Here is a 22533-nt window from a genome sequence, read left to right as displayed (position 1 = left end):
CGCCTTTATCATTTTCAAGGTGGTTAATCAGATGATTTATTAAATATTAAGAGCTAATGTCTAGGTAAGCTATTTGAAATGGCTTCAGTTCAATTTTATCTGAGTTACTCTTCAATCTAGGTAATTCAAATCCATGGCCTTCAAGTAAATTGATGTGTGCATTTGATACTTTCATAGTTAACATTTCATCTGAAAAATTTACGATAACCATAATGGTTTGTTCTTGATATGCTCTCGTAAAAATCAATTTTTGATTGTCACTTTCTTTAAAATCTATATTACCAAACCTAAGTGCAAATTGCTCTTTACGCCAATGTAGAAAGGTTTTGTAGGCTGTTAGCACAGAGTTAGGCTGATGCTCTTGGATTTCAACAGCGTATTCTCTATGCGAACTATCCACAGGTAACCAAGGTTTAGGATTTTCAGAAAATCCAGCATTCAGAAGGTTTTTTGACCACGGCATAGGTGTTCGACAACCATCACGACCTTTAAATGTGGGCCAAAAAGATATGCCGTATGGGTCTTGTAAATTTTCAAAAGCAATATCTGATTCTTGTAAACCAAGTTCTTCCCCTTGATATGTGCAAGCACTGCCACGCAAAGAGGTTAGCAATGCGTTATACAATTTACTTTTAGCTTGAATGTTTTTCCCTTCAGTCCACCTAGAAGCTACTCGGCTAACATCATGGTTGCCTACTGCCCAGCACGGCCAACCGCCAGTTAGGTTTTCTTCAAGTGTTTCAGCGGTTTGTTTAATATAATTTGCAGAGCCATCAGGCGTTAACAACTCAAAGCTATAGGCCATATGTAACCGCTTATCACCTTTGGTATAATCTGCCATAGCTTTCAACGAGTCTTCAGAGGAAATCTCACCCAAGGTAACAACATTTGGATAGCGGTCCATGAGTGTACGTATATCTTCAACAAAATTGAGGTTTTCTGGCTGGGTGTTATCAAAGTTATGATATTGATAAGCATAGGGATTATCTTCGCTAAAGCCTCGACCTTTGCGGTTTTCTTCCGCTTTAGCTGGATTATTTCTTAATTGCTTATCATGAAAACAAAAATTAATGGCGTCTAGCCTAAATCCGTCAACCCCTCGCTGTAGCCAAAACTCTACATTGTTTAATACAGCTTCTCGTACTTGTTCGTTGTGAAAATTCAAATCCGGTTGCGACGTTAGAAAGTTATGTAAATAATACTGTTTACGACGAGGCTCCCATTGCCAAGCGCTGCCACCAAAAATAGATAACCAATTATTAGGGGGCCCACCAAACTCATTTGCTTCTGCCCACACATACCAGTCAGATTTGTCATTGGTTTGGTCTTCTCGACTTTGTATGAACCAAGGATGTTGATCTGACGTATGGCTTAACACTTGATCAATAATAATTTTAAGGTCGATGGTTTTGGCTTTAGCTATTAGGTCGTCAAAGTCTTGCATGTCACCAAACATAGGATCAATTTGTCTGTAATCACTGATGTCATAGCCAAAATCTTTCATTGGAGACTTAAAAAATGGAGAGATCCAAACAGCGTCCACCCCTAAGCTCTTTATATAGGGGAGCTTGTTTATAATACCTTTCAGATCACCAATACCATCATTGTTGGCATCCATAAAACTGCGAGGATATATTTGATAGATGACGGCACCGCGCCACCAAGGTTCATTAGTCATAATTTACTAGTTCACATTTAAAAGGGTTAATTCAGCAAAAGTTAATATTTATAGGTGAGTAGACACCTGCTTTTATTAATTTAAGCATTACAAAAGCGATAAATAGTCGTTGTGTGTGCTCATCTTTCCTGCTGTTCTTTGTATTAAAGTTGATAAGCTTTGCATTAAGTCAGTTAGTTGTTTGGCATCTATTTGGTTGACTAGTGGGTGATAATCCTTAGGCATTAATCCTTGTCCTATCATCACTTGTTGCCATGCTACTTCGGTAAATAATTCGTCTTGTTCTCTGAAAACTCGGCCACTGTTTTCAAATAACTCTAACTTGCGAGTTAAGGAATCAGGAATATCCATCAAGCTGCAATCTCGCCAGAAGTCACTTTCGTCCCGTTGATTTTGTTTGTAATGTAAAATAATAAAATCACGAATATGCTCTGATTCCATTAAGGCTTGACGGTTAAACTCATCAATATTGTGTTTAGTTATACCTAAATGAGGGAATAGCTTGAGTAAACGTATGGCGGCAGTTTGAATTAAGTGAATGTTTGTTGATTCAAGGGGTTCAAAAAAACCACTAGATAGGCCGATAGCTACCACGTTTTTATTCCACTGTTTACGGCTTCTGCCAGTACGAAATTGGATCTTTTTGGGCTCTGAAATTATTTTGGAATCTAAACTTGATAGCAGTGCATCTTCAGCATGCTCATCACTCATATAGTGATTAGAGTAAACAATGCCATTACCCATTCGATGTTGTAGCGGTATACGCCATTGCCAACCAGCTTGATGAGCAATAGAGCGGGTATAAGGTGGTATGGATTTCATGGCTTCACTTGCAACCGCTATCGCACTGTCACAAGGTAACCAATGTGACCAATCATCAAAGCCTGTGTGCAGAGCATCTTCAATTAGTAAGGCTCGCTGACCGCTACAATCTATAAATAAATCCGCAGAAATTGTTTCGCCACTTTCCATATGCACAGAGGAAATAAATCCATTTTTAGGATTCAGGTTTACTTTTTTTACAATGCCTTCAATCCTTTTAACCCCGTGTTTTACGCTAGACTCTCTAAGAAAGTTTGCGTACAAAACCGCATCGAAGTGGTAGGCGTATTCAATGCCTTTTAAATTGGTTCCTTGAATATTTTTGAGCTTAGAAAATTTGTGCTGTTTAGCACATTGGTAGTTAAGTGAGTAATCACCGAATTCTGAGTGAATCCCCAGTTGTTTGCTTTTTAGCCAGAAGTTATAGAAATCACAGAATGGAAAGTCTTTCCCCATACCACCGAAGGCATGCATATATTTACTGCCTTGGTATTGCCAGTTTTCAAACTCGATGCCAAGTTTAAATGTTCCTTTTGTGGCTTTTAGAAAAGCACTTTCGTCAATACCTAATGCATTATTAAGATGCATAATTGGCGGTATACTTGCTTCACCTACTCCAACTGATGCAATTTCATCTGACTCTATAAGTGTGATATTGACAGTTTTGTTTAAAACTTTCGCCATCAAAGCCGCGGTAATCCATCCCGCCGTACCGCCACCTACAATCACCACATTTTGAATCAAATTGTTATCAACCATTTTTTCCATTAGTTGTTTCCTCAATATGGCTATTCAAATCAGAAAAAACCTTTGCCCTTGGGGTGATATCCCCACAAGGGCATGAGTTAGTCGTGTAAATAAATGACTTACAGTTTATAGCTGAACCCTAAGAGGTACGTGCTTCCGTAGTCTTGGTAATCACGAACTTGCAATGGGTTGTCTCCTTGCAATGACGTGAAAGGTTCTTTGTTGAGGTTTTGTGCCTGTAGAAAAATAGATAGGCCAGCTAAGCTTTCTATTCCGGCTTGCTCAAAATCAAACCCAATTTGAGCATCCCAGATAGTTTCGCCCACTATGTCAACTTGGTCGGTAGTGAACCCTAATCCATATACATCGCCTTTAAAATCACCCCGTTTACGCATGCTGGTTCTAGCTTGGAAACCATTTTTTTCATAGTAGAAGGTGACGCTGGTAATACTGTCAGACAGGCCTGGTAACTCGTAGTCATTACCATTTTGGTCTTGAATATCTGACTCAACACCAGTGTAACTAGCGATAACACCAAAGCCATCTAGATTCTCATGCATTATGTTTAATGGCAGAGATAGAGAAAATTCATAGCCCCATAAAGTACCTTCACCGCCATTTGTTTTACCTGATCCCGTTGCTATTGGTGAATCTGGAATTTCGCCTGTTGCTGGGTCAGCCACACCTGTCATGTCTACTTCAAAGTTACCGTCAAAGATCCATTTGTTTAAATCTTTGTAAAACAAAGCAACTGCAAAATAGCCTTCTTGATTGAAGTAATTTTCGTATGATAAATCGATGCCAATAGCTTCTTTAGGTTCAAGGTTTGGGTTACCTCCACTGACGCTCCAATTGTTGCCGTTTTCATCGACAATTTGACTGTAAGAGGCATTAATGGAAGCATTCATTTCATCTAAACGCGCACGAGAAATGGTTTTGGCTGCACCAAACCTAACACTTTGTTCATCATCAATTCTAAACGAAAGGTTCAGGCTGGGTAGCAAGTGGGTATAATCATGGCTAATGTCTGTGGGTTCTGTGACCACCAAACCATCTATTGTGTTAAAGGCATTACCTTGTGAAGATTGGTCTGACTGCACATATCTTAGGCCGATATTACCTGAAATAGGTATATCACCTAATTGAGCATCAATATTTCCTTGCACAAAAGCTGAGGTGACTTGTTCTTGAACAGTCCAAGACTTAGTGGCATGGCTTGAATTGGTTAAACTTTCTGCCAAAAGGTTGTAATAACCGTCCTTTATCAATGCATTAGTATCATAGGCTAGCATGTCACCCATGCCGATAAAGTCTAAACTGGCACTGCCTAATCTATATTGCTCCGGTACTATCATGGTGCCTGGATTATCAGGATAAGAAAAAGAAGACAGTGTCATAAAATAGCCTTCTGATGTTTTGGTTTTTTCACGGTCACGGTAAGACATACCAAAATCAACAGAAGAGATAAAATCGTTATCGACTTCCATTGAAGCAGCAAGCTTAAGAGCCATTAATTCATCATCTATATTAGGCGCATTAATAAAACCATCTTGTAGTTGGTTTTCGTACTCGGTACCTGTTACCCCATACTGATCATTAAGTGCGGAGCTCCAGCCCCAAGAAAGAGGGCCGCCTAATTGGATTAAGTTATAGTCCGAATAATCCAACTCATGGGTGAAGTGTGCTCCCGTATTTCCACCGTCAAAGGTGTATCCTAAGGTATCAGCTTCACCTCTAGCATCACCACGACCAGTACCTGAATAACTTTCTATACTCCAAATATCCCGTTCAACTTTTGAATAACTGGCGTCAAACTCTATGGTTAAGGTGTCTGAGGCAAAGTATTCGGTATTAAATCCTATTGAGTTGAGTTTGGCGTCACGCGTTTCATAGTCATTACGTACAACCACTCTCTGGCCTGTAGTCACGGCACTTGTGACAAAGCCGGACTCAGAATCAATAACCGCACTATCAGCTGAGATGCTTCCTTGACCCCATGCAAAGGGTATTTCAATGCCACGCAGAATTTTTTCATCAGAAAAATCAACATATAAAGCATCAAAAGTCATATGAAGTTGTTCATTTGGCTCTGCTTCTATCACTAGGAGTGCTGAGTCTCTTTCTAGTGTTGAAGAGCGTACGTAAGGTTTAGCACCTCCTAAAATGGAGCCTTGTGAACCGTCTTCATACTCAAATGTGGGGTATCCCCAAGCATTCCAACGTTTTTCTTGATTCGGTGAGCTCATTGTTGAATAGGCAAACGCTACCCCTAAGGTGTGATCTGCGAATTGATCTATATAAGAAAAAGTTCCTCGAAAACCGTCATCGTTGCCATCGGGGTTGAGCTTTTCAAAACTTGTTTTTTCATATTGTCCATTGAACTGCAGGACACGCTCATCTTTACTAAGGGGATCAACAGTTTGCATATCTATGACACCCGCGATCCCTTCTGCTTCTATTCTTGCACTTGGGGTCTTATAAACAGTAACACCGCTCATTATTTCTGATGGGTACAAATCAAATTCAACACCACGATTGTCACCAATTGAAACTTGTTCTCGGCCATTAAAAGTAGTGCCACTTTCGTCCTCTCCAAAACCACGAATACTGACTCGGCTTGCTCTTCCGTCTAAGCGTTGTGCAGCTAGGCCAGGAAGGCGAGCAATGGACTCTGCGATTGAAGAGTCAGGTAATTTGCCTATATCTTCTGCTGAAATCGACTCAACAACTTCTGCTGCAAAACGTTTTGTACTAATTGATTCTATTATGCTGCCACGAAACCCCTTGACCTGAATGACTTCAACATCTTCGTCACCTTGGTCTACTTCTTCTTGGGAATAAGCTAAAAACGATGTGCTCATCGTAATTATGCCTGCTGAAATCAATGCATTTGTTAATTTATTTTGTTTGAAATGTAACATCGTGCTTCTCCGTTGAGCCGGTACCACTTGTTTTTGTTATTGGCTTTGAGTTTCTATATTAAATAATAGCCGTATCATCTTTTATAACCGCCATTAGTGCCACACCCAGTGTGGATGGGCATCAATATAGAGCAGTTAGGCTAATAAAAATATGTTATGCATACGTATTCAATGATTTTTGAATCTTGATATAATTGAGTTTTTAAGTTTTTAAAAGTTAATTTTGTAAGGCTAAATAGGTCTGTTTACACAGCTGCCACGGGTGTTTTTATTATATTTTAGTAATGTAAATGTAGCATTTAAGTTAATGGTTTGTGTTTTTGGTGGGGTTCTGAATACGTATGCAATACACGCTGTTTTCTTTTTATTAAGCATCACAACGCGTACATTAGTTGCACCTTAGTTTTTGCAAAATAAGAGAAGTATCTTGGTGAAAAATTTATTTGTAATTTTAGTTTTAGGATTAATAGCGTGTCAGATCCATGCTCAATCCCAGCTTGAAAATACAGCCAAAGATGGTGCAACTCTGAATGAATACTCCATACAAGGTTACGAAGCTCATTGGCTCACATCAGATGTAATAGTGATTAACAATAAATACACCGCGGGTTCACTGTTATTAACCACAAAAAATCAACATAACAAAAGTTTCCCTTTGTTCAAACGTGACATGCCAAAAATGTTGCAAGGGCAATATCCACATTTAGCTCACTTCAATGCCTACAGTTTTGAAATACCTGTGCAGCAAATTAAAGCTTTATTAAAACAACCTCTTGTAGTGGTTGAGCGGGATGCAGCAAAGGGCAAAACGCTAGGTACATTTGTACAGATAGGACATATTATCGATGAGGTTTATACTTCAAAAGACCAAGACGCGGATGAGGTTAATGATCTTGGAGCAACATTATTAGACAGTAGCACTCAATTTAAACTTTGGGCTCCAACTGCACAGAATGTTAGCTTACTTTTGTTTGAACGGGATAAACAGCCAGCAAAAACTCATAAGATACCTATGCTTGAAGATAGTAGCTCTGGTGTCTGGCAGGTTACTGTTCCAGAAGACTTATCCAGTACTTATTACCGTTACCAAGTTACGGTTTATCACTCCGTTAGTGGTCAAGTTGAAACAATACAAACTACTGACCCTTATTCTCTAAGTCTCTCTATGGATAGTGAGTATTCTCAGGTCATAGACTTACAGCACCCAAATACTCTTCCCTCAGGATGGATTGATCAAAAGGATGTGCCGCTGTTGGCTCCTGAAGATAATATATTTTATGAAACTCATATACGGGATTTTAGCGCTCATGATCTGTCATTATCGGACCCCCTATACCGAGGAAAATACGCTGCATTTACAGACAAAAAGAGTGATGGCTTTATATATCTCCAAGGCCTAGCAAAGGCTGGCGTAAATAGTATTCATTTATTACCAACCTTTGATATAGGGAGTGTGGGAGAGAATACAGATCAGGTGATTGATATTGATGACCCTATTGAAAAAGCTTGCAAAATTGCCAAGCACTTACCTTTTTGTACGACTTCAGCTTCTAAAAAGATGTCAATTCGAGGGTATCTCGAACAGCTATCGGCAGAGGATTCTAGCCGAGAAATCCTAATTTCAGCCCTGCGCCCTTTTGATAACTATAATTGGGGATATGATCCGTTTCATTTTACTGTACCTGAAGGTAGTTACGCCCTGCAGCCAGAAGGCGAGTCTAGAATCGTAGAGTTTAGAGCTATGGTACAGCAACTACATAACATGGGCTTTAGAGTGATTATGGACGTAGTTTACAACCATAGCCATCAGGCTGGATTAGGCCCTAAATCTGTACTCGATAAAATTGTCCCTGGCTACTATCACCGACTCGACCCCAATACTGGCCTTATTACTCAATCTAGCTGTTGCGACAATACTGCGACAGAAAGAGTCATGATGGAAAAGTTAATGATCGACTCTTTGGTGGTGTGGGCGAGAGACTATAAAATCGATGGCTTTAGATTTGATTTAATGGCGCACCAACCTAAAGAGGCGATGTTAAAGGCTCGAAAAGCGGTGCGTGAAGTGGACCCTGATACTTACTTTTATGGTGAAGGTTGGAATTTTGGAGAAGTCGCTAATAACAAACGTTTTGTTCAAGCTAGTCAACTGAATATGGCGGGTACTGAAATCGGTACTTTTACTGACAGGCTTAGAGACGCAGTGCGCGGAGGGAGTGTTACCGATTCAGCAACTTACCTTAGAAAAAACCAAGGAATTGGCAATGGCTTAGGCGTGATCCCCAACGAGTTACAAAATGAAGGTTTGGATGCTTATTACTTAAAAATGGACCAAATCAGAATTGGCTTAGCAGGTAATTTAGCTAATTTTCCCCTGATGATACACAGTGGGAAGCTTAAATTAGGTCAAGAAATTCCATATGGCGAACAGCCTACAGGTTACGCTTTGGACCCAGCTGACACCATCAATTATGTGTCAAAACATGACAACCAAACATTATGGGATAACAATCAATATCGCGTTGCTTATCACTTATCCCCACAGCAACGTACTTTGATGCAGGTACAAAACTTATCATTCGTTTTGTTGGCTCAAGGTATTCCATTCATTCATATGGGATCAGAAATGCTTAGGTCTAAGGGATTTTTGCGTGATTCTTATGATTATGGTGATTGGTTTAACAAAGTCGACTTTAGCCTCAAGAGTAATAACTATAATATCGGTCTCCCCCCTAAAGAAAAAGATCAAATAAACTGGCCGCTAATTAAAACTTTGCTTAAGGGGAATCAAGGCAGAGATATAGTGAGTCCTGAAAATATTCGTTTTAGTGTTCAAGGCTTTTTGGATTTACTAGAAATACGCATGACCTCTGCTTTGTATCGTTTAACAAATGAAGCAGATGTAATCGAAAAGGTAAAATTTCATAATACTGGTTCAAACCAGCAATTGGGTTTAATTGTGATGAGTATTGCAGGGGATACTAAACACCCTGGCCAACTTGTTCTATTTAATACCAGTGAACATCCGAAGACATTTCAATTACCGGAATTTAACCAATATACATTACACCCAGTTCTAGCTAGTTCAGCCAATTTTTCGGCTAAGCAAAGTTATGCAAATAGCGGAATATTCACAGTCGCTCCCCTAACCACAGCAGTATTTATCGAACCCTCTGAAAGGCAAGTACAATGAAACAATCAAACCTATGGCAGCTTAAAATACAGCGTATATGTGCCGTTTTCTTTATTTTAGTTACTACCAATGCATTGGGGAATAATTACCAAATTGACCACTTAGAACCCATGTCATGGTGGTCGGGTATGAAGGGTAAAAAACTACAGTTAATGGTACACGGCAAAAACATCAGTGATCTAAGTGTCATCGTTGAGCATTCGGATATAGCAGTTGTTCAGGTTAATACCTTAGATAACCCCAATTATTTAGTGATAGATTTACAATTAAGTGAGTCTTTGCAAGCTGGGATCTATGCAATTAATTTTGTAAAAAATGGAAAAACTAAAATTCGTTATCCTTATAAGTTTAGTGAGCGTAATAAGGATTCAGCAGCGAAAACATCCTATGGTCCCCAAGATGTCATTTATTTAATTACACCAGATCGTTTTGCAAATGGTGATCCCAACAATGATCAACTTGCAATGCTCAGTGAGGGTGTGAATCGCGCCAATATTGGTGGTCGTCATGGTGGAGATATTCAAGGAATTATTGATAATTTAGAATATATACGGGATATGGGGTTTACCCAAATTTGGTCTCAACCACTTATTGAAAATAATCAACCCGCTTATTCTTATCATGGTTATTCTGCCACTGATTTTTACCAAATAGATGGAAGGTTTGGTAGTAATCAATTATTTAAAGAGTTGTCTCACCAAGCTCAAGCTTTAGGTATAGGACTGCTAAAAGATGTGGTGCTAAATCACATAGGTGACAAGCATTGGTGGTTAGAGGATCTACCAGCAAAAGATTGGTTGAATTTTCAAGGGCAAGCTTTTACTGGAACCCATCACAAAAGACAAAGTTTGCATGATCCTCATGCTACCGAAAAAGATAAAAGGTTGTTTTCTGATGGTTGGTTTGTTGCCACTATGCCGGATTTAAATCAACGTCATCCAGTGCTAGCAAACTATTTAATTCAAAATACTCTGTGGTGGATAGAATTTGCCAATTTATCTGGGTTAAGAGTAGATACATATTCATATCCAGATAGAGATTTTTTGTCCCTGTGGACCAAAAGAGTGACTGAAGAATTTCCTAATATCAATATTGTTGGTGAAGAGTGGACCTCTAATCCTGCTTTAGTTTCTTATTGGCAGCGGGGTAAAAATACCCATGATGGTTACGTATCCTACTTGCCAACGTTAATGGATTTCCCCACACAAGATGCCTTAGTAAATGGCTTAAAAGATAGTGACAGTTGGAATACAGGTTTAAATAGCATTTACCAGTCTTTAGCCAATGACTTCCAATATCCTGACCCTTATAGTTTGGTGGTATTTGCTGACAACCACGACATGAGTCGTATTTATACTCAGCTTAATAATGATCTAGATTTATTCAAAATTGCCCTGGGCTTTTTGTTTACTACACGTGGTATACCCCAAGTGTATTATGGTACTGAAGTCTTAATGGGTAACACAGGTACAGAAGACCATGGTGTGATTCGTTCTGATTTTCCTGGTGGTTGGCATTCAGATCTTAGCAGTGCTATTACCCAAAAAGGCCTATCCAAGCAGCAAGTCGAAGCACAAAATTATATTAAAAAGTTACTAAATTGGCGTAAAAGTGCCACTGCCATCCATAGAGGTAAATTGACCCACTTTGCTCCTAACAAGGGGGTGTACGTTTACTTTAGAAGCTTAGAACAGCAGACAGTTATGGTTGTGATAAATAAAAACAATCAGGAGGTTATTCTTAATCCAACTAATTATTCCGAGCTAATTCCAGCTAATAGCCAAGCCAAAGATGTCATCACATCTAAACACTACTCACTGAATTCTGAAATTAAACTTAACTCAAAAAGTATACTTATCTTGAACGTAACTAGCTGAAATTAAATATTAATTTTCTATTTTAAAATAATAAAAATTATCAAGGTGGCTTTAGAGTTTATGAGTAGATATTAGCTCTGCCAACCACTTTTAGTACAAGGAAACCAAAATGAATAAAATATTTCTGATGTTTATCGCCAGTGTTATTTATGCTCCGGTATTTGCAAAATCTATCACTGGTTCATCACCTGATGGAAAAATTGAAGTCACAATAGCTGATACGCACTCACCTAGTTACAGTATCACTTTGAATCAGCTACCAATATTGACTGACTCCAAATTGGGCCTGAGGTTTAAGCAAGTTTCTGAGTTAGGAGAAGGGTTTTCTATTCAAGCTGTAAAACAGGTAGCACACCATAGTACTTGGCAGCAGCCTTGGGGGGAGCGAAAACAAGTAGTGGATCATCATAACGAGATACTGGTGACATTTGTTGCTAATCAGGATGCTAAACGTTTGTTTGCTGTACGATTTCGAGTATTCAATGATGGAGTAGGCTTTAGGTATGAAGTACCTAAACAGCCAGGGTTAGATAGTCACATCGATATCACCAATGAGTTAACTGAGTTTGCCATAGCGGATACAAAAGATTCTACAGCTTGGTGGATCCCATCAAGGGGTTGGAACCGTTATGAATACATTTATCAAACCAGTGCCTTGAGTTCAGTGGATCGCGTACACACCCCTTTCACCTTTAAACTTGGGAATGGTGCCCATGTGAGTATTCATGAAGCGGCACTGGTCGATTACGCCAGTATGACATTACAACAAATGCGAGGTGGGGTACTAAAAGCTGATTTAACACCATGGTCTGATGGGGTTTTAGTTAAGAAGACTGCAGATTTTACTACGCCTTGGCGCACCATTCAGGTAAGTGAAGATGCAATTGGGCTGCTTAACTCTGATTTAATTTTAAACCTCAATGAGCCTACTACATTTGCAGATACATCATGGATTGAACCGGGAAAATATGTGGGTATTTGGTGGGGCATGCATATTGCCGAAAATACTTGGGGTAGCGGTGAAAAACATGGGGCGACCACGGCAGAAACTAAGCGATACATGGACTTTGCAGCTGAATATGGCTTTGATGGAGTTTTAGTAGAAGGGTGGAATATTGGCTGGGACGGCGACTGGTATAACAATGGAGATGTTTTCAATTTTACTCAAGCCTATGATGACTTTGATATCAAAGAAATTACGCAGCATGGTTTGGCAAAGGGCGTGCGTTTAATTGGTCATCATGAAACCTCTGGTAATGTGACTAACTATCGTAATCAAATGGATGATGCATTTGCACTGTATCAAAAACATGGAGTACGCCAAGTAAAAACCGGTTACGTTGCAGATGGCGGTAATATTAAGCGGATAGACGATCAGGGTATTGTTCGTAAAGAATGGCATGATGGTCAGTTTATGGTGAATGAGTATCTACACAATGTTAAACAAGCTGCAAAATATCAAATAAGTATCAATACCCATGAGCCAATTAAAGATACAGGCTTACGTCGTACCTATCCTAACTGGATATCTAGAGAAGGCGCTCGAGGTCAAGAATATAATGCTTGGGGCTCTCCGCCTAACCCACCTGAACATTTACCTATTCTTGCTTTCACTCGGATGTTATCTGGGCCCATGGATTTTACCCCTGGTACCTTCGATATGGGGTTTAAGGGCTTAGGCGCAGATACCGACCGGCCACAAACAACCTTGGCAAAACAACTTGCTATGTATGTGGTGATTTATAGCCCCATTCAAATGGCGTCAGATTTACCGAGAAACTATGAGAAAAATTTAGAAGCATTTCAGTTTATTCAAGATGTACCCGTTGACTGGCACGAAAGTAAAGCCATCGCAGGTGAAGTAGGTGAATACGTGGCTTTTGCAAGACAAGAACGAGGTGGTGAAGATTGGTTTGTTGGTGCATTGACCAATGAAGACCCTAGGAAGTTGAGCCTTGCTTTAGATTTTCTAGACAAGAATAAAACCTATGAAGCGCAGATTTATCGTGACGGAGATTCAGCCAATTGGATTAATAATCCCTATGACATCCTCATTGAAAAAAAGCACGTTCAAGCCTCAGATACCTTAAAAATACCTATGGCTAGTAGTGGTGGTTTTGCTATTCGATTCAAAGCACTTTAAGACAGCTTGTTGTATCAAGATAAACTAAAATAAGGTTCTGAAATTATGCATACAGCTAGCATACAAGCACAAGTTAAACCCGAGTTAAATTTCTGGCAAATATGGAATATGTGCTTTGGTTTTATGGGGATTCAGTTTGGCTTTGCGTTACAAAATGCCAATGTCAGTCGTATTTTTCAAACCTTAGGTGCCGATTACGGCAATATGGCCATATTGTGGGTAGCGGCCCCTATTACTGGGTTAATTGTCCAGCCAATCATAGGTTATATGAGTGATAAAACTTGGGGAAGATTAGGTCGCAGACGGCCATATTTTTTATGGGGCGCGATTGTTGCCAGTTTATCTCTTTTTATTATGCCAAACTCTCCAACTCTTTGGATGGCGGCTGGTATGTTATGGATAATGGATGCCTCTATCAATGTATCCATGGAGCCTTTTAGAGCCTTTGTCGGTGATATGTTGCCTAAAAAGCAACGAGCTTCTGGGTATGCTATGCAAAGCTTCTTTATCGGCGTTGGCTCGGTAGTGGCATCTTCATTGCCTTGGATGATGAGTAACTGGTTAAAAATTGATAATACCGCTGCCGCTGGGGAATTACCCGACTCTGTGAAGTTTGCGTTCTACGCTGGTGGTTTAGTATTTTTAGCGGCAGTATTGTGGACTGTATATACCACTAAAGAGTACTCACCCAAGGAACTATCAGAGTTTGAAAAATTTGAAGCGTTACATCATTCTAAAGAGCTAGAGCCTAGGCAAATAAGAACAGCCAAGCGATATTATCAAGCTGGGTTATTCTGGTTGGGGTTTGGCTTAATATTAAGTTATTTGTTGTACCACTATATAGAGCAATTGGATAAGAGTTTAGCCATATTGACTCTGGGTATGGTGGTTTTTGGAGTCTGCCAATTAATCGCTGGTGGATTATCTAGTCAAAGCAAAACTAAAAATGGCTTTTCGCAGATCATGGCTGACCTGTATTCGATGCCTGCTGTGATGAGACAACTAGCTGCTGTGCAATTTTTTTCTTGGTTTCCTTTTTTTGCAATGTGGACTTACACGACCGCGGCGATTACCAGCCACCATTATAATGCGACAGATACGAGTTCTTTGGCATTTAATCAAGGAGCGGACTGGGTGGGGGTGTTGTTTTCAACTTATAATCTAACGGCCGTTTTTGCTGCAATTTGTATCCCTGTCGTCGTTAGGTATTCTAATTTACGTATTGCGCATATGATTAATTTACTACTAGGGGGATGTGGATTTATATCACTCATTTTAATTGATAACCCTGTTTGGCTTATCGCTTCTATGATTGCCGTGGGATTTGCATGGGCCTCTATTTTATCAATACCTTATGCCATTTTATCCAATGCATTACCCGTTAATAAAATGGGTCTTTACATGGGGATTTTTAATTTTTTCATTGTGTTGCCACAAATTCTAGCCGCTAGTATTTTAGGCATTTTGATAAGTAAAGTGTTCGACGGCCAACCTATTTATTCATTGGTTGTAGGTGGAGCGAGTATGTTGCTAGCGGCAGTGTTAGTCCTCAGGGTGAAGACTAATAATTAAGGTTAATTATGTTAAGAGTAGCCGCAGGATTTACGCACTATAAGAGAGGTTGGAATTAAAATACTATTCGGTTGTTCTCCGTTAATTAAGGCAACAATATTATCAACTAAGATTTCTCCGGCAAGCTTAGTATCTTGTTTAGCGGTTGTGAGGGGAGGCACCACAAAATTTGCAGTTGCGATATCGTCGAATCCGGCAATTGCAATATCTTCTGGTATTCTAAAGCCTCGCTTTTTAAGGGCTCGCATGGCACCTATGGCTATTAAATCGCTGGCGCAAAAAATTGCGTCAAAGGGTATACCTTTATCAATTAGTTGATTAGCAGCCTCATATCCCGAGTCTTCAACGGATATCGCATCTACTTGTAACCCGTTAATTATCGATAATCTATGGTCTAACAGTGCTTGGCAATGTCCTTTGTATCGAGCTAAAAACTCAGGGTAATGATTAGATGCGTCCCCCAGAAAGGCAAAGTTTTTACGCCCGAGTTTGATTATATGTTCTGTGACTTCATAGCCACCATGAAAATTATCACAACCCACTGAAACCATATGTTCGCCATCTGTTTCAGCTCCCCAACAAATAAAATGAGTATTGTATTCATTTAATTTACTGAGCTTTTCCTGATAATCGACAAAGTCACCATAACCTAAAAGTATTAGACCATCTGCTTTACGACTATCTTCAAAGTCAGCATGCCAATCGTCACTCAATTGTTGAAATGAAATAAGTAAGTCATACCCTTTACGAGCTGAGGCTCTTGTAATACTCCCCAACATAGATAGAAAGAATGGATTGATTGCAGAGTCATCATCGGTTGGATCTTCAAATAACAATAGAGCAATTGTATCTGTATGTTGAGTCCGCAGATTACTGGCGTTCTTATCTACTTTGTAATTTAGTTCTTGTGCTATCTTTTGAACTTTTAGGCGTGTTTTTTCATTTACTAATGGACTGTTTCGCAATGCTCGAGACACAGTAGATTGAGATACGTTGGCCTGAAATGCAATATCAAAAGAGGTAGATTTGGACATTAAAAACACTGTAAAAATAAAAGTAGTTAGATTTTACGTGACGTTTTTAAGTATGTATATGAATAAAAAGTAAGCTGGGAGATTGTACTATTTCTAATCAGTCCAGCTGACTTGACATTATGGGTTTGTGATACATTTTACATTTTCTACAAAACGGGTTTGGCCAGTTTGATTGTGTCTAATCATACATTGGCCATTGTTGAGAAATAAAGTAAAGGAATCTATTGCAGGTATTTCACGGCCATTTAGTACATTATTAGAGTTTGGAGCTGATTGTCGGCGTTCTACTGTTAAGCGACTCTTTTTACTGAATACTGTATCTGCTAATTTGATAGGGCGGCCTTTTAACATTTCTCCAATTACAACTTCCATTGCTTGACGGGACTCCCTACTTGGTTGCTCTAATAGCGCTTCTGATAATAGGCCTGTGTCTTTGGTCACACAGCCCATTAACATCCAAGCTATAACGCTTGCTACTATTATCAACGTATTTGGCTTCATGTTATTAAATGCCAGTATCGGGCTCTTGAATAGGCTCGGCTATCAGTTTGTTTTCAAATATAATAGAGTCAATAACAGCATTCGACGACTTAATCGCAATACCGGTATTTTCAATCGCTCTCAATCGGCTAGTGGCAAGCTGAGTTGATACTGGACATTCGCTCGTTTCTGAGTAATTTAAAGCCGCAGCTAATAGGCTTTCAGACTCATCTCCTAAAAGCTTGCTAAAGTCATCTGATACGTTACAGCCAGGAAGCTCATCGTCGAAAGTTGGTGTTGCAGTGGGCTTGAAGCCATCAGAATATTCTCCAAACTCTTTAGCATTAACTCCTTGAAATTGAATAGTGAAGTAAGTGGTACTGCAGTTGTCTTGTGGATAAAAGCCATAGGGTTTGCCACAGGTTGTATCACCAATTAATACCACCTCTACATCAATGCCCCTAAGTCCATTAATAACAGCCTCACTTGCTGAACATGTGCTCCCCGTTGCTAATACAAATATCCGAGTTAAATCTAGTGATGGCAAGGTCTCACTCGTAAACTGATAGGTATCCCAGTCAATTTCTCGGGTATAAAAAGGGGTGGCTTGAACTGTGTCACCTGTAACAGGGTTGGTGGTACCTGATTTATTATTGAACTGGGTGGTTTCAAATATTTGGTTATTGGTTTGCGACGCACCCGCGACCATGTAGGCTAGTTGTGAAGCCATTGCCAATAAGCCACCACCGTTATAGCGCATGTCAAGTACTAGCTCATTAACATTGTTGTCTACAAACTCCTGAAAACCATCGATTAGGCCTTGCTGTCCTGAACTGATAAAGGAGTTGAACTGCAGATAACCGATATTTCCCATTGGTGAATCAATTACCTTTACATTTTGCACCGGCTGTAATTCAACATTAGCTGAGCTTATGTCAACGCTATAGGATTCACCATTTAAAGTAGTAAAAACAAAATTGTAAGTTTCACCAGCATCTGATGGGAATAAAGCCGCATTTATATCGTCTACTTCCGCTTCTGTGCTTGCGTTTATAAAGTCTATATTGTCGATCATTTCTAGTTCGTCACCTCTAACAACCCCTGCTAATGCTGCAGGTGAGTTAGGCTCTGTATATCGTACAATGAGTCTGCGAGGGCTACTTGTCGCTACAAATTCCCAGCTAATACCATATCCTGATGACACGCCACTTTGGGTTCTTAAATTGTATTCTTCTGTTGATTGAGAGAAGTGGAAGTTATCTTTAAACGAACCGGAAGCAGTTAACTGTTCGGTTCTTAATTGAGTGAAAAATGCATCTAGTGTGAATAATGATGGGTCATTGTCATCCACTTCGTCATACCAAAGATAGGTTTGATTCGTCCAAGACCGTAACCACATTCTTTCATGCATGCTTGTACCTAATACATCATCGAAAGTATCACCATTACTGTCTGGGCCTGTTCTTGGTGATTCACATAGGTCTTTATATTCAGAGTCATCTAGAAACTCACCGGCTACCCAAGTTGGCTCGTTTGTATCTGAAGTTGCAGTTGAGTTACTCCCCCCGCAAGATAAAAGGACAACACTGGTGGTAATTGCAATAAAAAAAAGTCGCAAACTTTCAAGTTTATTAATCACGTACAAACCTCTCATTGATTATTTTTTGGCTAGTTAGTTATGTTCGTCATATCCATTTTTTGTAACTTTTTGGTAGCCTGCTTGCTAGCAGATAAACTTAACTGGGTTGCTAATAATGACAATAAGCAGTATCCAGTAAAATAGTAAAAGCCGTCTCCAATCGCTGACAATGTTTGGCTACTGATGTCTAGTGCGATTCTAAAACCAAATACTGTGAATTGTTCATTTGTTGAGGTGTCTGCATGATTGGTAGACATAACCGCTAGAAAAATTGCAACCACAAAAACATCTGCCATTGACCATTTACCAATACTGGCAACCAACCCTAATAACTTTTTTTCTAGCTCAGCATGTTTTACAAAGTAAGATATGCTAACAAGTAATGTTTTTAGAAGCGGAATGCAGACTGAGAACGCAAAGATCAATGAAGCTACCAAGACTCTGTCGTCTTCCCAAAGTTCTTGTATGCTGGTTGCAATTGATAGGTCTTTATCAATTAATGATGAAGTCAGGTCTGAGGCTCCAAGATTAACCATCATTTCCATATTGAATGAAAACATAGTTAACAATACCCCAGGAAAAAACAACCCAAGTGCAGCAAGGTTCAAGGCAAACCCAAGGTGCTTTCTAATCAAATCTAATACTCTTCAATGCGTTTAGATAGATATCCTACACTGAAATAAAAATAATTTGCATCAGTATTGTACCTTTAACAGTTAGCTATATTGGTACAGGTAGTGTGAGGTGTAAATAGGGTGAATAAGTTGTATGAAAAATAAATGGCGAACCTGTAATTACAGAGTTCGCCATTTTTACGTTATTTAGAATCTCAATTCTGACTCGATTATTTGGTTACCGGAAAACCGCGGTCACGCATCAAAGCCTCAACTTTAGCATCTCTGCCTCTAAACAAACGATAAGCTTCTTCTGGTGCCATGGCGTTGCGGATAGAGAATAAGTATTTTACTAACTTGTCGCTGACTTCTTTATCGTAAAATCCGCCTGGAGCTTCTGCAAAGGCTTCTGCTGCATCAGAAGTTAAAACTTCTGCCCACATATAACCGTAGTAACCAGATGAATAACCCTCGCTAGAAAAAACATGGCCGAATTGTGTACTACGGTGACGCATTACCACTTCTTCTGGCATTCCTAATTTATTAAGTTGCTCTTTTTCAAATGCTTGAGGTTCAATCGTCGCAGGATCTGTTGTGTGGTATAGCAAGTCCATGATAGCTGACGCCATGTATTCGGTGGTTTTAAAGCCTTCGTTAAAGGTGGCGGCTTTTTTGATTTTTGCAACTAGCTCTGCAGGGATTGGTTCACCTGTTTTATAGTGCACTAAGTAGTTATTGATAACCTCATCTGTGGTTAACCAACGCTCTAACAACTGAGATTGAAATTCAGTGTAGTCGCGGACACCAGAGTGCGAAGTGGGGTAGGCAACCGTTGCTGACAAAAAGTGTAAGGCATGCCCAAATTCATGGAAGTAGGTTTCTGCATCATCCCAAGAGATAAGTGTTGGTTCACCCTCTGAGCCTTTTACAAAGTTAGAATTATTTGATGACAATACTGTTTTCTTACCATCAAAAGTAGTATGACTTCTGTAAGTGGTGGCCCAGGCGCCAGACCGCTTACCTGGTCTACCAAATGGGTCTAAATACCATAAACCAATATGGTCACCTGTTGTTTTGTCTTTGACTTCCCACACTTTTACATCTGGGTGAAATACCGGCACTGAGCCTTCAGGAACGGCAGTAAATTCAAAGTTAAATAGTCTTCCGGCTACATAAAACATAGCTTCACGGAGTTTATCTAATTGTAAGTATTGTTTAACTTCATCTGAATCTAAGGCGTATTTGGCTTTACGTACTTTTTCAGCGTAATAGCGATAATCCCAAGGCGCGATTTTGATATTTGCACCTTCTGCATCTGCAATCGCTTGCATGTCTGCTACTTCTTCATCAACTCGGGCGATGGCTGCAGGCCAAACCTTTTGCATTAATGCCATAGCATTCTCAGGGTTTTTAGCCATGCGATCTTCTAAGCGCCACTGTGAATAATTATCATAACCAAGTAGAGCGACACGCTCGTCTCTAAGGGTGAGAATTTTTTTGATGAGTTCATTGTTATCAAACTCATCGCCATTATTGCCGCGGCTGTAATAGGTGCGCCAAACTTTCTCTCTTAATTCCCTTTCGTCTGAATAGGTTAAAAATGGATCCATAGATGAACGAGAATTGGTAATAGCATATTGACCTTCTTTACCACGGTTTGTGGCGGCACTTGCGGCTGCAGAGATTAGTGATTCTGATAAACCTGATAGCTGGCCTTTTGTTAAATATAAAACATATTTCTCTTCATCAGCTAATACGTTGTTTGCAAATTGTGTTTGTAACCCTGCTAATTCTTGATTTATAGCAGCGTAACGTAACTTGGCTTCACCTTTTAATGTCGCTCCATTTCTGGCAAAACTACTATAAGTTAGTAAAGTAACTCTTTGTTCTTCTGCGGTGAGTGCGTTTAATTCGTCACTTTCAAATACCGCTTTTACTCGGGCAAACAATGCCTCATTACCAGTAATCTTAGATCTGAATGCTGACAATACAGGAACCATCTCTTTTTGGATTTTACGAAACTCCGGACTGTTTAAATTTGAGCTCCAAATCCCCCAATACCTAAATACTCGGCTTAACTCTGAACCTGCCTTTTCTAAAGGAACTATGGTGTTTGCAAAGGTTGCGGGTGCTGGATTATTAACGATGGCGTCTATCTCTGTAAGGTTCAGTGCCATGCCTTGTTCAAGTGCAGGCTTAAGATAAGATAAATCCATTTTGTCAAAAGCCGGTACACCACCATAAGGGCCTGAGAATTCTGCAAGTAACGGATTGTCGTCTTTGGGGGGCGCTACTTTTACTGTGGTCTTTTCACTACAGGCACTGAGAGCAATTAATACTGCAGCACATGCTAATTTAGTTAGAGGTTTATTCATTATTTTCTGCCGTTTTTAAAATTATAATTGCACCACCGTTATTGTATAAATAATAGAAAAGGTGACGCTTTTTTGCGATTTCAGTTTAAGTAAACTCACGCCAAACTACTAGTTAATCGATCTCAGTAAAATGTAGCTGAGCGATTTTAGGTGTGATTATCTGTACTTAAGATACGCAAAACATACTGTAATTTATTTTAGCTAACGTAAAGTGCATGAAAGTTGAACAATAATTTGGGCGCTACCATGAAAACAGTATTGTTTTGTATCTTTGTGCTAACACCTAAATTGTGTTTTGCAAATATTGAAATGCTTGAACCTACAATTGAGTGGCTATCTGGTTTTAATTCAGAAAACATAGAACTTGGAGTCGATAAGTCAGCTATAAAATTTGCGGGGTGTAATCAAGTTACATATTCTGCATCGTTCAACCAAGCACTCACTAAAAGTGCATCTCTGGAAATGAGCTTAGGTTATGCCAAAGGTCGACATTCTTGGGGGGTATTCAATCAGAGAGTCTCTTTTAAAGAGCTTTCTATCATTCCAAGGTATCAAGTTAACCATGATCTTAGTATAGGGGCAGGGGTGACCCTACAAACTTCTACTGAATTTAAGAGCGCTCAGGGTGTACAGCTAGATTTGCCTAAAAACTCAGAATGGTTACTTAATGCAAGAATGAATGGCATGCATAGCAGCCATTATTGGGAAGTAGCCATTGCCAGTCAAACATGGGATGTAAGCCAAACCTTTAGTTCAATATTCGACAAAAAAGTCACTAACAGCAAGCTAGAATTGCAATATAAAGGATATTTCTAAGCTTGGCGTGAAACTGTTATACCGCGCCGCTAGCCGTGGTTTGAGTAGATAAATGACTAATATCACACAGACTCAGCACGGTTAAAGCTTTTCCCATCTCTATCTTAGTCACACAGGTATTATGATAGTCAGATAAATATTGTAAAGCTGGATCCTTCTCTAAGTGAGTATTTACTATTTCTCGTAGCACCAAACCATGAGTCATGACTAATATGTCTCCAGAGTATTCTTTAGAGAATTTAACTATACACTCCCAAGCTTTTGCTACGCGTTCAACAAATTGTTGTTTGGTTTCACCGTTTGGAGGTACGTAATCTTCAGCGAAAAAATCATCTTCAACGTCGTCATAGGCTTTACCGCGAATGTCACCAAAACTTCGTTCTTGCAGCAGTGGTTCGTAGCTGACTTTGTGAGACTGCAGCTTGAGTAAAGGCTCAATGGTTTGTTTAGTACGTAAGTAGTCACTACATAAAATAGCGTCTATTGGCGTGTCTTTATAAGCTATGGCAAACTCTTGTGCCTGTTGCTGCCCTAAAGTGGAAAGTGGTGTGTCTGGGGTTTGTAAAATTCTATTACGGTTACCGTCAGTTTCACCATGTCGCACAAGATAGATAGCCATAAA

14 protein-coding genes are annotated in these 22533 nt (G+C 39.5%); 5 read left to right on the top strand and 9 right to left on the bottom strand.

The features are described 5' to 3' along the window. Positions 1-46: 46 nt before the first annotated feature. The 3 genes from ABJE44_RS11280 to ABJE44_RS11270 form a co-directional block, all read right to left on the bottom strand. Entirely contained in the window at positions 47-1678 is a 1632-nt protein-coding gene (locus ABJE44_RS11280) for an alpha-glucosidase (RefSeq protein WP_348110555.1), read from the bottom strand. 87 nt (positions 1679-1765) lie between these two features. Further along, the gene (locus ABJE44_RS11275) at positions 1766-3268 is read right to left on the bottom strand and encodes a tryptophan halogenase family protein (RefSeq protein WP_348110554.1); all 1503 of its coding nucleotides are present in this window, start codon (positions 3266-3268) and stop codon (positions 1766-1768) included. A 98-nt stretch (positions 3269-3366) separates the two neighbouring features. After that, positions 3367-6168 carry a TonB-dependent receptor gene (locus ABJE44_RS11270; protein ID WP_348110553.1) on the bottom strand — a complete coding sequence of 934 codons (2802 nt, stop codon included), beginning with the start codon at positions 6166-6168 and terminating at the stop codon, positions 3367-3369. Positions 6169-6598: 430 nt separating this feature from the next. Here ABJE44_RS11270 and pulA point away from each other — a divergent pair, with 430 nt between their 5' ends. From pulA to ABJE44_RS11250, 4 genes are all read left to right on the top strand, one after another. Next, entirely contained in the window at positions 6599-9361 is a 2763-nt protein-coding gene (gene pulA / locus ABJE44_RS11265; protein WP_348110552.1) for a pullulanase-type alpha-1,6-glucosidase, read from the top strand. Then, positions 9358-11238: a glycoside hydrolase family 13 protein gene (locus ABJE44_RS11260; RefSeq protein WP_348110551.1), complete on the top strand. Its 1881-nt coding sequence runs from the start codon at positions 9358-9360 to the stop codon at positions 11236-11238. The genes pulA and ABJE44_RS11260 overlap by 4 nt, the downstream gene beginning before the upstream one ends. Before the next feature lie 127 nt (positions 11239-11365). Further along, positions 11366-13381: a glycoside hydrolase family 97 protein gene (locus ABJE44_RS11255; RefSeq protein WP_348110576.1), complete on the top strand. Its 2016-nt coding sequence runs from the start codon at positions 11366-11368 to the stop codon at positions 13379-13381. Positions 13382-13426: 45 nt separating this feature from the next. Continuing rightward, the gene (locus ABJE44_RS11250) at positions 13427-14953 is read left to right on the top strand and encodes an MFS transporter (RefSeq protein WP_348110550.1); all 1527 of its coding nucleotides are present in this window, start codon (positions 13427-13429) and stop codon (positions 14951-14953) included. An 11-nt stretch (positions 14954-14964) separates the two neighbouring features. On the opposite strand, the gene ABJE44_RS11245 is transcribed toward ABJE44_RS11250, so the two are convergent. The 5 genes from ABJE44_RS11245 to ABJE44_RS11225 form a co-directional block, all read right to left on the bottom strand. Next, positions 14965-15987: a LacI family DNA-binding transcriptional regulator gene (locus ABJE44_RS11245; protein ID WP_348110549.1), complete on the bottom strand. Its 1023-nt coding sequence runs from the start codon at positions 15985-15987 to the stop codon at positions 14965-14967. A 117-nt stretch (positions 15988-16104) separates the two neighbouring features. Then, positions 16105-16488, bottom strand: coding sequence for a hypothetical protein (locus tag ABJE44_RS11240; RefSeq protein ID WP_348110548.1), 384 nt, complete (start codon positions 16486-16488; stop codon positions 16105-16107). 4 nt (positions 16489-16492) lie between these two features. Continuing rightward, positions 16493-18106, bottom strand: a complete 1614-nt coding sequence (locus ABJE44_RS11235) for a S41 family peptidase (RefSeq protein ID WP_348110547.1) — start codon at positions 18104-18106, stop codon at positions 16493-16495. A gap of 29 nt (positions 18107-18135) precedes the next feature. Further along, the gene (locus tag ABJE44_RS11230) at positions 18136-18741 is read right to left on the bottom strand and encodes a paraquat-inducible protein A (RefSeq protein ID WP_348110546.1); all 606 of its coding nucleotides are present in this window, start codon (positions 18739-18741) and stop codon (positions 18136-18138) included. A gap of 209 nt (positions 18742-18950) precedes the next feature. Then, positions 18951-21095, bottom strand: coding sequence for a M3 family metallopeptidase (locus tag ABJE44_RS11225; RefSeq protein WP_348110545.1), 2145 nt, complete (start codon positions 21093-21095; stop codon positions 18951-18953). Positions 21096-21341: 246 nt separating this feature from the next. Here ABJE44_RS11225 and ABJE44_RS11220 point away from each other — a divergent pair, with 246 nt between their 5' ends. Beyond that, entirely contained in the window at positions 21342-21911 is a 570-nt protein-coding gene (locus ABJE44_RS11220; protein WP_348110544.1) for a hypothetical protein, read from the top strand. Positions 21912-21927: 16 nt separating this feature from the next. On the opposite strand, the gene ABJE44_RS11215 is transcribed toward ABJE44_RS11220, so the two are convergent. Then, positions 21928-22530: a histidine phosphatase family protein gene (locus ABJE44_RS11215; RefSeq protein WP_348110543.1), complete on the bottom strand. Its 603-nt coding sequence runs from the start codon at positions 22528-22530 to the stop codon at positions 21928-21930. Positions 22531-22533 lie beyond the last annotated feature (3 nt).

It is taken from the genome of Paraglaciecola sp., from assembly GCF_039942875.1.
In the GTDB taxonomy this organism is placed as follows: Bacteria; Pseudomonadota; Gammaproteobacteria; order Enterobacterales; family Alteromonadaceae; genus Paraglaciecola.
Note: the sequence above shows the minus strand (reverse complement) of the source record. Positions and strands in the feature narration are given on the sequence as shown.